The sequence below is a fragment of the Fimbriimonas sp. LA-C6 genome (assembly GCF_055398105.1).
The window spans coordinates 1,096,813-1,111,332 of record NZ_AP038796.1 but is presented as its reverse complement, the minus strand read 5'-3'; the positions used below and the strand labels follow the sequence as shown (position 1 = coordinate 1,111,332).

Genomic DNA, 14,520 nt, shown 5'->3' with positions numbered 1-14,520 from the left:
TATGGATAGGGAAACCAAGCGCGTAGCCATCTATCGCATTGGGCATATTGGGGATATGATCGTGGCGTTGCCGGCTCTATGGGCCGTGAGGCGCTACTATCCGAATGCCAACATCACCCTCTTAACGAAAGAAAGACAAAAGGGGACTCTGGCTCAGGGAACCGAGGTTATCCGACAAGGCACCGTTTATGACGACGTGCTGGCGTACACGCTGGGTGAGAGTGGCGGCTCGAAGCGTTCCGTTTTCGAGACTCTTCTCGCCCTACGCCGTAAGAGAATTCAGACCCTTATCTATATGCCGGCCTCTAATCGTAGCCACCGGCAGCTCAGTCGCGACCACCTATTCTTCAAACTTGCAGGTGTCAAGCGGGTGATTGGCATGGAAAGCATTCGTGCATCGAACTACATGCCTGCAGGCGTGCCTTTGCCAGTTGTACGCAATGAAGTCAACAACCTCGTAGAGCACCTCGTTGAAGAGGGAATTAAGCTGGACGCTGAGGTTCAAGAGCTCTTCGATATGGGCTTTACAACTGAGGAAAAACAGTTTGGTGAGGCCTGGTGTAAGGATCGTAACCTCTTGCCATCTCAGAAGACTGGGCCTGTTATTGGCATCGCACCCTGTAGCAAGATGCTTGCGAAATTGTGGCCAAGTGACCGGTTCCGTGAGGTGGTCAAACATCTTTCAGACAAGTATGGAGCGACGTTCGTTTTCTTTGGAGCCCCAGGTGAACGACAATTATGTGAGGATGTTGCACAGTCGGCATCCAGCTACGTTAACGCAGCGGGCGAGCTTACCGTCCGTGAGTCAGCCACTGTTCTGGGTTATTTCGACATGTATTTAGGGAACGACACCGGCACCATGCATATTGCCGCGGTGTCAGGCACTCGTTGTGTGGGTCTTTTCTCTGCACGGGACTGGGCTGGAAGGTGGTACCCATACGGCGCTGATCACATCGTGATCCGCAAATATGTGGAATGCGAAGGTTGCCTTCTGGAGACGTGTCCAAAAGAAAACCTCTGCATGTCGCTTATTGACGTTGCAGAGGTTATCGAAGCGTGCGAGACGCAGCTTGCAAGAGCGGGGTTCGAGCCTAAAAGCTAAGCTCGAACTTCGGTCTTGTGGTCTTTAAACCATTGGTAAGCGGATCGTATTCCGTCTTCCAACGGAATGCTTGCATGCCAACCCAGTGCGTTGATCTTGCCAACATTCATCGTTTTCTCTGGGAACCCGTCAGGCATGGATCGGTTCCATTCGAGTGGTCCGCTATGGCCAACAACGCGTTGAACTGTTAGAGCCAACTCCTCAATTGAAACTGATTGCCCAGTTCCGATGTTGAGGTGTCCCTCGATTCCACCTTTCTCCAACAAGAAGGTGCAAGCGGCAGCAACATCGTCCGAGTGGAGAAACTCTCGCTTTGGCTTTCCAGAGCCCCAAACTTCGACGGGACCGTTTGGAAGTGCCTCGTGGAACTTTCGGATCAGCGCGGGTAGAACGTGGGAGGTTTTGAGGTCGAAGTTATCGTTCGGACCATAAACGTTCGGCGGCATCACCGTAAAGTAGTTGTGGCCATGCTGCTTACGGATTGCATCACACAGGTACAGCCCTGCGATCTTAGCAATCGCATAAGGGGCGTTTGTTGGTTCTGGAGGAGCTGTGAGCAGGACATCCTCAGCCATTGGCTGGGGAACGTCCCTTGGGTATACACAGCTACTTCCTAGGAATAGGAAGTTCTCCACCTTGTTCTCGAAGGCGCCCCAGATGACGTTCTGCTGAATGGCCAGGTTGTAGCCAATGAAATCCGCAGGGTACGTGCTGTTGGCATGTATGCCACCCACCTTTGCAGCTGCAAGAATAACCGCATCCGGCCGAACGTCCTGATAGAACTTGTAGACAGCCGTCTGATCCGTCAGTTCAAGCTCAGACCTTGTACGAACCACTGGTTCGTACAAGCCGTCTGCTTCGATTTTTCGCAGGATCGCAGATCCAACGAGACCGCGGTGACCCGCGATGAATATCTTATCGCCCTTCTTCAACACTTTGGTAAACCTTATAACCTTCACGCTTGACGAGTGCGTCACGACGTGCCGTATCAAGGTCAGCAGCGACCATCTCTTTTACAAGTTCAATGAAGCTGGTCTTAGGGTACCAACCAAGCTCTCTGTTCGCCTTCGCTGGATTGCCGAGCAGAGTCTCGACCTCCGTCGGTCGATAGTAACGTGGGTCGACTGCAATCACAACTTGGCCGTTTGCCTTGTTGATGGCAACCTCGCTTTCACCAGAGCCTTGCCATTCAATCTCAATGCCGCACTCGCGGAATGAGATTTCGCAGAACTCACGCACACTGTGCTGCTCGCCCGTTGCAACAACAAAGTCGTCTGGCTTCTCTTGCTGAAGCATTAGCCACATGGCTTCTACGTAGTCACGAGCGTGTCCCCAGTCGCGAAGAGCGTCCATGTTTCCAAGGAACAGCTTCTGTTGCAGACCCTGAGAGATCCGGGCTGCAGCACGCGTTACTTTGCGTGTCACAAACGTCTCGCCTCTCAGTGGCGACTCATGGTTAAAAAGAATTCCATTGCAGGCGTACATGCCGTATGCCTCGCGGTAGTTTCGAACAATCCAAAAGCCATACATCTTTGCAACAGCGTAGGGGCTTCTCGGATAGAAGGGCGTCGTCTCTGACTGGGGAATCTCCTGGACGAGACCGTACAGTTCACTCGTTGAGGCTTGGTAGAAGCGAACCGACTTGGACATGCCCAAAATGCGAATCGCCTCGAGAACACGTAGTGTGCCTATCGCATCGCTTTCGGCGGTGTACTCTGGCTCCTCAAAACTGACTTTCACGTGCGACTGTGCACCCAGGTTGTAAATTTCGTCTGGTTGGACTTCCTGAATCACTCGAATGAGTGACGTGCTGTCCGTCAAATCTCCATAGTGAAGAAAGAGCGGGGGACCTTCCTCGTGTGAATCGTGGAAGATGTGATCGATTCTCTGTGTGTTAAACAAGGACGTACGGCGCTTAATACCGTGGACCTCATAACCTTTCTCTAAAAGCAGTTCGGCAAGATACGCACCATCTTGGCCGGTAATACCGGTTATCAATGCCTTTTTCATAATGCTCAATCGTGGAATCAACTCCGACAAGAGATATAATACCGAGCGTCGGGGAACCTTAAACGGTTGTTGACCGTTTCTCTAATAGAGAGTTCCACAAACATCACGATCTTGCAAGGTGATGCGTAAGAGAGTGGTTAGTTTTTACTCACGGTTGAACCATTTATCGAGATCTTTTGATCTAGGTTGTTATGTTCAGCGCCGATCATACTTGTACTAGTTCTCATGGATACGTCTTTTATAGAGCCAAGCAATAACTCAACTGTGACGGTTGAGTCGCCCCAAGGCGAAAAAAGTCAGCAGCAAGATCTGTGGGCAAACTTGCAAGATATCGTTCGCGCAAAGTGGTTTCCATGGGTGGCAGCCATTGCGATCACATTGTGCTTAGCATTTACTCCTTTTCTCAAAACTCTTTGGGCTACTTGGTTCCTGCCTGATGGACTTTACAGCCACGGTCCACTCGTCCCGCTCTTAAGTGCCTATATCGTTTGGGACCGAAGAGAGAAATTAAAGCAATTGCCGGTAAAGGGAAGTTACTTTGCTTTGCTACTTCTGATCCCTGTGTTATACGTCACATGGATGGCGTCCCGCACGGAGATGAAGACCACCGGTTCGATTCTCTTCATTCTGGCGGTCATGTCGTCAGTTTGGTTTATGGCTGGCTTCAGATGGCTCGTAGCGACAGCACCTGCCATATTGTTCCTGCTGTTCGGCTTCCCCGTGTGGTCTCAAATCATTGACAAGTACACGCAGCCACTACAAGCGCTCTCAACCGACATGTCTTTTCAGATCCTGCGTCTTCTTGGAATGCAGCCATATCGACCTGATACGACAACCATAATGTTGCCGAACTTTGAGATGAATATTGCTGCAGCTTGCAGCGGGGCTAAGCTGACATTGGCTTTGATTGCCCTCACCACATTTTTCATCTTCATTGGCAAAAATAAGCTTTGGGCAAACGTCGTGCTGGCCGTGATTGTAGTTCCCTTGTGTCTTTTGGTAAACGGGGCAAGAATTGCAAGCATCGGAGTCGTTGGAAACGCCTTCGGTCATGACGCGGGCATGAAGTATCACGACTACGGTGGATATCTTGAGCTGTTGCTCTGCTTCTACTTACTGAGACTTATCTTACGAGCGTTGGAGCCCAAGTCATGATCAAGCGTGCAGTCGTTCTTTCAGTCCTATTCGGAGCAGTCGGTGCAGGGATTTTGGCTCGGCCCGCCAAGAGCGCAGACCCATTCAATGAGAAGATCATGGAACAGGTCTATCCGCACACCATCGGAGACTATCACATGCTCCCGAGCGCAGACAACCCTGAACAGACGTACAAAATGGATGAGAATTCATACCGAGCACTAGATCCGTTCGGCATCGTTTCTCGTCACTTTGACAACGGGGTCAGGAGGCTAGACGCGGTCGTGATTGCAAGCAGTCGCAACGACTCATTCCATAATCCTTTGGCTTGTTTCGCAGCCCAGGATTGGAAAGTCGGACAAACCAAAGTCGGATCGTTCCAGAGCAAGACCCGCGGCACGGTAAACTACACGATCACTCACGCAATCCATGCAGGTAGTGATAACGACCAGATCGCCATTTACTTTTACGAAGGGCCATCTGGCATGTATCCGGCCAACGTGAATCTTCATACGGATCTATTTTGGTCGCAACTTAAGACGGGCCGAGAGCAGGTGGGAGCGTTCTATCGTTTCATTTCTCTCACCCCGAACTTCCCTGAAAAGGAGCTTGTGGATTTTGCTGCAAGCTATCTAGACGCATCGCCCTTGTGCAATAAGATAGGTTCTAAGTAATTTGCGCCAACTGTTAATATCTTCAACCTGAAGCCAGCTTTGGTACGTCGGCGGAAGCAGCGTTCCACTGGGGAGTGGCGTCCGCCTGCTATAAGCTCCAATTGGCTCAACTCTCTGAGCGATATCGCTCGCATTGGGTTGAAGCGGTTGGTATGGAACCCATGAACGGCAAAGGTCCTCTCCAGCTAGCTGGAGAGGACCTCTACTACTGATGAGGGGCTAGTTTGCCTGAATCGTTGTAATCGAAGTGAAGGTCGAGATGTCCTTGCTGAAGTGATAAGGACTCGTTATGTTCTGAGATCGATTACTGGTGTAGATCGTTCCCACATTGCCAAGGGTGTAGCCTGGGTCGTTTGGACCCTTCCCAACCATGACGTTATGATTCCAGAAGCCTTCAGTACCTCCCATCTGCTCGGAGATGGTTGTATTGGGGCTGGTCGCCTGAATGTAGTTGTTCGTCAACTCGTTTCCAAGCATAACATTGCCACGTCCAACTCCATTTTGGTGGATCGCCACAACGAAGATCTGAGCTGGTCTGAAAGCATTCGTATTCACAACTGAATTGTTTGAGATCGAGACACCCCATCCCAAGCAATGCTGCATTGTCGACCAATTCGAAGAACTGAGGGTCTGGCTCGAGCCTCTTAGCGCTATATATCCTGTATTAAGTAACTGGTTTGAGTCGATGATAGTGTCGATGGCTCCGTCATACATTGAAATCCCCGTATTGCTACCTACAATCGAGTTTCCGATGATGAGCTGCTGATAGTTCGTCACTGTCTGGATGTCATATGTACTGGACGAGTCGGGCAACACGGTCCAGGGTTTATCTACCGTGAGTGTGTTGCTGGTGTTGGAGATGATTCTTCTCCACTGACCAATTCCTTTGCCACCAACTATCGCCACCGCTACTCTGTTCGCGGCACTCGCAAGAACGACCTTAGGATCTGCGAATTTGCGGTCGGTTCTCCAGGATCTAGTCATGTCCTTTAGAGTGGTGCTCGTTGCACTCGTAACAGTCCCAAGATCCTGGAAGTCATCAAGAGTTCCGCGTTGGCTCATGATCATTTCACCATCGGCATTGCCTCGAGTCGGGAATGGTCCAACAGCCTGAATGGTGTTACCCATGATCACGATTCCGTCAGCTCCACTCGTTTGGATCCCACCAGATTCAATTGCACCTGGAACAGCGTAATGATTGTCTCTTGTGAAAGTGTTACCTTCCATGACAGCATCTGCGGTGAAGCTCATCTCAATGCGTCCTACGTCATAGGAAAATTGGCAGCCACGGATGATAGGACGAGTCACGTCTTTCAAGTACAGGGCGGAGCCTGTCGGATTGTGTGACGTGAACTTCGAATTCAAGAGAAGAATATCCGAACCTGGTGAAAGACCCATCGCGGTCGCTGTCCCCATCTGCCAATCAACATTCTTCGAGAAGAATTTGCTGTCATAGGGGGTGCCCGAATAGGGACGAAGCATCACGTAAGGCGTAGTGCTCGTGTTCTTGTTGATAATGGTCATGTCGCATAAGCCATTACGCGTTGTATAAGCTGCCGCCATCCAAGGGGAATCTGGTCCTTTAGGTGGGTTTGAGATAGTGTATTGTGCGCCCACGTTGAAAATCGTCGCACCCATGCCAGCGCCTTTAAGGACGACGTTCGATTTCAAGAAGATAATCGTGCCGTCATCTACTTTATAAGTCCCAGCGGGGAAGTAGACCACACCACCACCTGCGCGATTGGCTGCGTCTATGGCACCCTGAAGTGCTCGGGCGTCATTGGTAACACCATCGCCTACTGCACGTAACGCTAACCGAGAATCAGTTTTGATGTTATATACATTCGTTGCAAAGGTAAAGTCGGCGGCCCAGGGTACTCCGAGTCCGAATGAGTCTGGTCCGGAAGCACGAACCTTAAGAGGAAGTGACTTTGTTTCGCCAGCTGTACCACCGCCTCCATTGGAAATATAGACATCGTACGTGGTGCCCGCCTTAACTTGTCCCGGAGCGCGCACATCTAAATAGTAGTCCGAGCTGGCTTTGACCGCTCCTGCGTAAGACGCCCCATTGCTCGCCACAAATCGGATCGTCGGAACAGCTCCAGCTGCTGTGGACTTCATATTCCGGCCATAAACTCGGAAGTTCCCGCTTGGCGCGATTTCTCCGACGTCATATCGATAAGGGCGAATCTTGTTGATATACCAGGAGTTGCTAACCTTGGTCCCGTCTTGCGCGTAAACCCTCCACAGACCAGCAGGAAGCGTCGCAGCTGCTTTTACCTGAGTCATGAAGTTGCTCTGAACTAGCACCTGAAGTTGAGTAGCGCTTCCTTCTTTGCCTGCATTGCTTACTGGCACGGCGAAAATCTTTGTTGAAGCTGTGAAGCTGTCGCCCACTAAGTTCATCGATTGGCCAGCTGTAGCCTTTTCCGTACCCCACAGAATGACTGAGCCAAAGCTAGAACAAGGAACGATGACCGCCGCAAGTGCGGCTAGCTTGCCAATCCGGCTAACCATGGAGAAACGTGGTTCCCTGGTCATGGATCTCACTGGATATCCTAAACTTAAAAGTCGATTCATTTACTGCCCTCTGTTTCTCGAACACGAATCTTCGTGATCACAACACACTTGGTTTTCCGCATGCCCGTAGGAAAGGCACATGCACTCTTACGTGCTAGCAATATTGAGAGTCAACGGAAACAGAGGTAATGCAGAACAAATCAACGTCCCAGCAATCATCAGATCTTGTCTCCGAGCAGGTAAAAGCAACCACCAAGTTTATACGTCCTCCGCAAGTTGTAAAGACGGTCAAGAGTCAAGAAAGATCGTTTTGAGCTTGAATTTGCAGTTAGGCAGATGCGAACTCACTGGAATAAACCAATTTTCGTCTTCGGTATATCTCACGGATTCAAAGGCCATTCCCATTCTAAAAGTGCACCGAATTGTTCAATGATCAAGTGTGGCATGGCAAACTTACCTGCCTGAGCAGGACAAACAGACGATGATTTCCACAAGATCCAGACCTTCAATGTGGCGCTGTCATATACATGGTTTCAAACCCCAATAGGACCGCGTGGACGAATCGGTTTCGCCGGGTTTCCGCCTACAATCATGTCGGATTCAACACTCTTGGTGACAACAGAGCCACCACCCACGACCGCTCGATCACCGATGGTCACGCCCGGGAGTATGAGAGCGCGTACGCCCACGAATGCATCTTCGCCGATCTCTATTCTTGCTGTAATCAGTGGAAGCGCCTTCCTGGAGAAGTCGTGTGAACCAGTGCAGAGATAGACTTCCTGGGCGACTGTACACCCAGACTTCAACACAACTTCACCAAGTGTGTAAATGACAGCAGCATCTCCAATACAGGCGCGGTCGTACATCGTTAAATTCCATGGCGCGTGGATTTTGGCCCTCTGGTGTACGAAAACGTAGCCGTGCAGTCGAGCACCGAACAGCTTCAAAACGATTAGGCGCCATCTATTCGCGGGCTTCGGTGTCCAAGAGCAGAAGATTGCCCAGCAGAACTGCCAAAAGGCAAGCTTCAAGCGTGCACCTAAGGAGTGGGGCGACTCATATGCTGAGTCCTGCTCATATACGGTGTAGGATTTCATCAGTTGCCAGCCTTCACTTTCTCAAAGTCTGCGAGATACATGTTCGCCACAATTTCAGGCGCAAATTTCTTCGACGTCTCATAACCCTGATCGATGATGGAACTCTTCTGGGATTCGGTCAAGCGGAGTGCAGACGATAGCGCCGTTGCCAAATTGGAAACTACGTTGCCATCCAAATGGTTGAAAGCAATGCCGTTCTTACCATTCACAAAGAACTCCTGGAAACACTTCAGTGAAGACACGACAGTGATTGCTCCATGTGCCATTGCTTCCAGCGGCACCAGGCCAAAAGACTCGCCCAGGTCAGCCAAAGATGGGTAAGCAACATACTCTGCGCGCCGATACCAATCACGCAAGTTATCTTCCCCGAACACCGGGCCAATCCACTCTACATTCAGCCCCTGTGAGAGAGTCTGAAGCTCATTGTAGTACGCTTCGCCGCCGCCGCCATGCTTTGCTTCCCAAGGACCGAGAACCACAAGCCTATAGTCGTATTGATGCTCCTCATTCAGAAGTTTGTAGGCCTGAATCAGTTCAGAGAGTCCTTTTTCTGGATGGACTCGCCCCACATACAGAATGATTTTCTCTTTCTGAAAGTGTGCGCCAAATCGTGGGTCCTGGATATAGCTGGCGGGCAGTGGGTTAGGAATCGAAATAGCCTTGCGAGCCATCTCCGGACACTGCTCCACAATGGCTTGTCGGACGTGCTCTGAGACACCCTGCAACCGGTCAGCATGCTTGTAAAACTTCAGCTGACCCTTCGGGAATCGCGCAACGTGCACGTATACAGCACCAAACTTATGCCTGCGCATTAAGATCGGTAAAAAGAACGAGTTCGTCACGTTTATGTCTGCTTTTGTTGCCTTTCGAATCACTCTGAGGCTGTAGATTAAATCATACAGTTTGAGTTTGAGGCCACTTTGCGGAGTGTCAAAGCCTGGAACCCGCAGATACCGAATGCCGTCCGCAGTCTCCGTGTTAGGTTGGTCAGTAAAAGTGCGGCTGATGCAGGTCACCTCATGCCCCTGTTTGACCATTTCCTTCATCAGTGCATACCAGCACTTCTCGACGCCACCTCCCAGAACGGGTGGCATTGGCAGTGACGATCCCATCAAGACGTTGATCTTCATTTCGAGGTTGCAATCTCCTCAAGCTTGTCCACGAGATCTTTGGCGGCGTCTTCTATGCGGTATCGGTTTTGATAGCAGGCCAGAGCGTGGGAAGCGAATTCAGCTTTCTCTGACTCGGACTTCTGAATCCACTCGCTAAACATATTGCCAGTTCCAACTGGAGTTGCTTCGCTTGCTAAACCGGCCTTGTCGCCCACAATGTCCTTCCAAATGTCGATGCTTGTGGAGACCATAACAGGCTTACTGCATGCAAGGGCTTCCGCTACAGAAACGCCAAAATTCTCCTGATGAGACGTAAGTGCAAATACCTCACAAGCCTTAAGAGCGGACCACTTCATCTCCCCAGAGATCATTCCTGTCCAATGAACATGATCGTCCACTCCGAGGCTCTTCGCTAGCGAAATCAATTCAGCTTGCAACCCGTCATGATCAGGTCCGGCGATCACAAGCTCATACCCTGAGTTCACGGCACCCGACGAAGCTAAGCCATGCACTAAGAGATCAATGCCCTTCTTCTCATGCAAACGGCCGAGAAAGAGAACAATCCTCTTTCCACGGAGCATGGGAAATTTCTCGTATATCTCATCGCTAGTTCCGTTCTTACCTTGAGGGGGTGCCGGGGCTCCATATCGAACCACTGTTCCTTTGGCTGAGTACGGCTTGAACGCCAAGGCTGCTTTCCGCATCTCCTCTGAACTAGTGAATAGAACTCGCGCTGCACGTGAGAGTGTTTTACGCTCTGCTAGAAGCCAATATCCATATTTTTTGATGAACTTCTTTGGATAGGTTTTGTTGAACCAAGGATCCAGCATCCCATGGGTATAAAGCGCGTACGGCCTTTTCAGGTCGGTCAGGGCCTTGGAGGCTGCCTCGTTGATGTAATGCCAAAGGCCGTGTACCACGAAGTGGTCGTAGTTCTGGTGATGTGCTGCCAGCCAGGGAGTAAAGTTCGGCGTTGTTCCAAGAGGGCCTCGCCCCGGACCAACCGCGTGTATCGTTAGCTTCGAACTCTTTATCCAGTCTTCGTTAGGATCGTCGACAGTTAAGATCTCTTGCCGGTACCCCAAGGCTTCCAAGGCTGGTTGCATGTGCATTATGGCCTGGATAGGACCACCATGTGATGGATTAGCGGATGAGATGATTCTGAGGATCGATTTCATTGGGCCTGCGCTCATAGAGCGGGTTCAACGGACTCCCCAGTTGAAGGAACCTTACTCCATTGGCGCTGCCTGGGTTGTAGCAGTTTGCTCAGAAATATAACCGTACCAAACATCACGAACATGATGATGAACCCTTGCAGAGAGGCCAGGATATGCGTGTTGATTGCACCCTCGGCAAAAGCCCAACCGCCTTGGAAGAAGGTAGCAAGGAGGAACACATTTCGTTTCATTTCTAACCGCACCATCATTCCCAGGGTGGCTTGGTAAAAAATGATCAGCACCATTGGAATGATCGCCACGCCATACCACTCGTATGCACTGAAGGCATCCAAAGTGATACCACCAGAAATCGAAGTTGTATGGTCGTGAGTTCCAACCAAACCTTGAGCTCGGTGAGCCAACAAGTTGGATGTGTTGATCGAAAGCTTATCAGGGGCTAATACGGTTGGTGCGAGTTGCTTTACGCCTACGCCAATGGTCGTCCAGCCCCAGGGATGGGTCTTCAGAGTATTGTCAATCACGAGATCAGTCGTTCGAATCAGTGAGTAACGCTCGTAGCTTCGTTGCTCCTGGCCGAAATACCAAGTGTTTGAGATAGCAAGACTCTTCGCCTGCTCCATGCTCTGCTCACTGGTTCGACGACGGAACGCCGCAGGGTCAGTGATCGCTTCAACGAGTAAGGCGGATCCCGACTTCAGCGCTTGCATAGCAGACTCCTGTCGAATGATGCCACGAGCAACGTGCGCCCATGGGAAGATAATCATCTGAGCAAAAGCAGCAATCAGACCGATCACGACGTACTGGCGTAGCTTAAACTTATAGCCGAAAGCCCAACATGTTGCAAAATACGTTGCTACGGGAACAAGAAACCCTTGACGAGCCGCCGTGACGAACGCGGCGATAATGATAATCGCTCCGACTACAAGGCTCAACGGATCAAAAGTGCTCTTACCTCTCGACGATACTATGGCGTGGGCTGTTCCGGCCGCTACTGCGCAAGTTCCCACAGATGCGAATAGAATCACCTGACTGCCGCCAACGGTGGCTCCTTCACTGTTACGAGAAAGGGTAGGTAGCAAAACAAGAGGGATCGACAAAACCAAACAAACGATCGTGAGATATCGAAGACCCATCGCCGAAGTAATCGGCTCGAACACAACCTTCTTTCTCTCTTTGAAGAGGGAACGGTAAATCCAGCCACCCAGGGCAAATGAGAGCATCGTGGCGATGTAGGCTCCCATTGTCACAATCGGCTGGTCAAGTCTCGCGTCCGCAGCCTGACGATAAAGCGACTTAAGGACCTGGCAGGCAATGACATGCTGGCCCGCATAGACGATCACATAGTAGCTGAGATAGTTGCTAAATCCGCCAAGACACTCAACTGCTATGTAGGTGCTGAAGACGAAGACAAGAAGGAGTGTGCAGTAGAGAAAACTGGACCCAAACAAGAGTTGGGTGCCAAATAGGAATAACGCAAGGAGAGTGGTGATGAGTAAAGGCTTCGTCACCTTGATGCTGTCTATCCATGAATTCTCATTCATTTGAACCTCCTTTCATCAGCTCTTTCAAAATCCTCTGTGCTACCTGCTCATTGTAATGCCCGTTTGCAATACAACGCTCGTGGCCTTTCTTGGCAATCGAATCTCGAAGAGCTTTATCGTTTAGGAGGCGATTGCAAACCTCGGCACACTCCTCGGCTGAGGACCAGAACACGGCCTCCTCACCGTCTTTGTAGAGGGAAAGATGCTCATCAGTTCTTGGAGCGCACAAAACCGACCCAAGGGCAGGGATCTCCAACGAACGGGTTGTATGAACATCCTGATTCCCCTTCGACAAGAGACACAGACAAATCTTCGCATTTTGAATGGCAGCAGCATAGTCTGTGTCCGTCGTGGTGCCAGGACCTTTCCATGCATTCTGTAGTCTGGGCCACTGTTTGGTCTTTTGCCATCCATTCCCATAGATGCTCAAAGGGACGCCTAGATCGAGCAGTTTGACCATGAATGTTCCACGGTCTTCAAAGTTAGTTCCAACGAAGACAACCTCGGTAGCCCATTTTGCCTTTGTCGCGTCGTCAAATTCTCTTGGCTTATTGGCAACTTCGTCTGCAGACTGAACGACTCGAATGACTGCCTTGGCACCTGCCCGCTTTGCCTCGTCAATGTTCGTTTCCCGTACGACTGCCAAAAGGTCATAGAACGGCACTGCGTTTTTGAAGGTCTGCCAGGAGAATCCGTCTCGGTAGTGGAATGGGTTGTCGACGTTGTAGTTAACAACCGGACCATGCTGCTTCTGCAAGGCTTGAATGAGTTCCCGCCCCACAAACCGTCCCTTATCAACCCATGTAAGATCAAACTGCTGGTTCTTGATCTCTGCCAAGATCTGTTGCCCGACTGCCTTTTGAGCGAAGATGCCACCTGTTTCATAGTGGAACTTCGAGACGAGACGTCCTTTGGGGACGAACTGTTCGGGAGTGATAATCGTAACTTCGTGCCCAATTCTTCCAAGTGCATCTGCACGATACTTGGAGGTGCCACTCTTTTCGCCCAGGTAAAGAATCTTCATGCGTTTCTGTTTGCGGTTAATTCCCTATATAAATTAAGAACGTTCTTGCCGTAGGTGTTCCAACCTCCGAGCAACTTAACCCGTTCCAAGGCAGCTTTTGAGAGATTGTCGCGGAGTTCAGGTGAATCTGCAATGAGTTGAAGTTTTTCAGCCAGTGCTTCGGAGTTTCTCGGCTCTACAATGAACCCTTGTTGACCATCTTCAAACAGGTTACTACTCCCGGTGTTGAAGGAAGCAACGACTGGACACCCGCTTGCGAGTGCTTCCGCTTGCACAAGCGCTAACCCTTCTTCTACGCTTGGCAGGACCAGCACATGGCTGCTGCTCATCATGTTTCGCACGTCCGCCTTGTTCTTCTGCCCGTGAACGATAATCTCACCGCTCCCGCTATATGCATCCACGAGAGATTTCGCAAACGGATCAATGATCCCAACTAAGTTTAGTCGTTTGCGTGGGTGGCTGATCGCATCAAAAGACTCTAGAAGATAACGCACCCCTTTTCGAATGCTCAAACCACCTACAAACAGTACATCGAATGCTTCAGGATCTGGTGTTCCAGTAGGAGTAAACGAGGATATATCGACACCATACGGGATCAACCTCATTTTAGATTCGCTAACACCCATCTCCAAGAAGCTGTTGTAGGCAAAAGTTGATGGCACGGTGATCACATCAGCTTCGGCATACTCTCTGATCTCTTTCTCAACGATGCGTGGATCAATCGGGCGATACGGACGGTTGTACCGTTCGTGCTCCTGTCGCATGATCTCATCTTGATAACGGATGTGGGATGATCCCCGGTCACAAATGTAGATGGCCCCCATCTTCCTGGCTTTCGAGCTCGAACGAAGCCCAACCCCAGAGAGAGCCATGTATACGTCGCATTTCGGCATGGTTGCCTTGGCATAGCTATCCAGAGTTTCTTTAGCCCACCAAGCTAAGTCTCTACTGAAATTTTCGTTATGAATCCCTAAACGACCCTGCGACATAAACAGAGTCTGTAGAAAAGGGAACGACTTGATCCGACTTAGAGGCAATCGTTCATTCTTGAGTTTGAACATCGGATAGCCGGTATAGATGGCTTCCAAGCAACCTTCACTCTCTAAATAGCGAGCGAGATCAAACACA

12 protein-coding genes are annotated in these 14,520 nt (G+C 50.4%); 3 read left to right on the top strand and 9 right to left on the bottom strand.

The annotated features are described in order from the left end of the window. Window position 1 precedes the first annotated feature (1 nt). Window positions 2-1,102, top strand: a complete 1,101-nt coding sequence (locus ACZ51B_RS05220) for a glycosyltransferase family 9 protein (protein WP_464296180.1) — start codon at window positions 2-4, stop codon at window positions 1,100-1,102. On the opposite strand, the gene ACZ51B_RS05215 is transcribed toward ACZ51B_RS05220, so the two are convergent. Both ACZ51B_RS05215 and gmd read right to left on the bottom strand, forming a co-directional pair. Then, window positions 1,099-2,034, bottom strand: coding sequence for a GDP-L-fucose synthase family protein (locus ACZ51B_RS05215; RefSeq protein ID WP_464296179.1), 936 nt, complete (start codon window positions 2,032-2,034; stop codon window positions 1,099-1,101). The two genes, ACZ51B_RS05220 and ACZ51B_RS05215, sit on opposite strands and share 4 nt — an antisense overlap. Then, complete coding sequence (gene gmd / locus ACZ51B_RS05210) at window positions 2,018-3,112, bottom strand: GDP-mannose 4,6-dehydratase (RefSeq protein WP_464296178.1); 1,095 nt, start codon at window positions 3,110-3,112, stop codon at window positions 2,018-2,020. The genes ACZ51B_RS05215 and gmd overlap by 17 nt, the downstream gene beginning before the upstream one ends. Before the next feature lie 225 nt (window positions 3,113-3,337). On the opposite strand from gmd, the gene ACZ51B_RS05205 reads away from it, so the two are divergent. Together ACZ51B_RS05205 and ACZ51B_RS05200 are read left to right on the top strand one after the other, a co-directional pair. Next, complete coding sequence (locus ACZ51B_RS05205) at window positions 3,338-4,267, top strand: exosortase/archaeosortase family protein (RefSeq protein WP_464296177.1); 930 nt, start codon at window positions 3,338-3,340, stop codon at window positions 4,265-4,267. After that, window positions 4,264-4,920 carry an exosortase-associated EpsI family protein gene (locus ACZ51B_RS05200; protein ID WP_464296176.1) on the top strand — a complete coding sequence of 219 codons (657 nt, stop codon included), beginning with the start codon at window positions 4,264-4,266 and terminating at the stop codon, window positions 4,918-4,920. The genes ACZ51B_RS05205 and ACZ51B_RS05200 overlap by 4 nt, the downstream gene beginning before the upstream one ends. Window positions 4,921-5,139: 219 nt before the next feature. On the opposite strand, the gene ACZ51B_RS05195 is transcribed toward ACZ51B_RS05200, so the two are convergent. From ACZ51B_RS05195 to ACZ51B_RS05165, 7 genes are all read right to left on the bottom strand, one after another. Further along, complete coding sequence (locus ACZ51B_RS05195) at window positions 5,140-7,437, bottom strand: glycosyl hydrolase family 28-related protein (RefSeq protein WP_464296175.1); 2,298 nt, start codon at window positions 7,435-7,437, stop codon at window positions 5,140-5,142. Between the two features lie 536 nt (window positions 7,438-7,973). Further along, window positions 7,974-8,537 carry a DapH/DapD/GlmU-related protein gene (locus ACZ51B_RS05190; protein ID WP_464296174.1) on the bottom strand — a complete coding sequence of 188 codons (564 nt, stop codon included), beginning with the start codon at window positions 8,535-8,537 and terminating at the stop codon, window positions 7,974-7,976. Then, on the bottom strand, window positions 8,537-9,667 hold the full coding sequence (locus tag ACZ51B_RS05185; RefSeq protein WP_464296173.1) for a glycosyltransferase family 4 protein: 1,131 nt from the start codon (window positions 9,665-9,667) through the stop codon (window positions 8,537-8,539). The genes ACZ51B_RS05190 and ACZ51B_RS05185 overlap by 1 nt, the downstream gene beginning before the upstream one ends. Then, window positions 9,664-10,842, bottom strand: a complete 1,179-nt coding sequence (locus tag ACZ51B_RS05180) for a glycosyltransferase (protein WP_464296172.1) — start codon at window positions 10,840-10,842, stop codon at window positions 9,664-9,666. Before ACZ51B_RS05180 ends, ACZ51B_RS05185 begins: the two co-directional genes overlap by 4 nt. Continuing rightward, on the bottom strand, window positions 10,839-12,368 hold the full coding sequence (locus ACZ51B_RS05175; RefSeq protein WP_464296171.1) for a hypothetical protein: 1,530 nt from the start codon (window positions 12,366-12,368) through the stop codon (window positions 10,839-10,841). The genes ACZ51B_RS05180 and ACZ51B_RS05175 overlap by 4 nt, the downstream gene beginning before the upstream one ends. After that, window positions 12,361-13,392 carry a CgeB family protein gene (locus tag ACZ51B_RS05170; protein ID WP_464296170.1) on the bottom strand — a complete coding sequence of 344 codons (1,032 nt, stop codon included), beginning with the start codon at window positions 13,390-13,392 and terminating at the stop codon, window positions 12,361-12,363. The genes ACZ51B_RS05175 and ACZ51B_RS05170 overlap by 8 nt, the downstream gene beginning before the upstream one ends. Beyond that, on the bottom strand, window positions 13,389-14,519 hold the full coding sequence (locus ACZ51B_RS05165) for a glycosyltransferase (protein WP_464296169.1): 1,131 nt from the start codon (window positions 14,517-14,519) through the stop codon (window positions 13,389-13,391). The genes ACZ51B_RS05170 and ACZ51B_RS05165 overlap by 4 nt, the downstream gene beginning before the upstream one ends. Window position 14,520 lies beyond the last annotated feature (1 nt).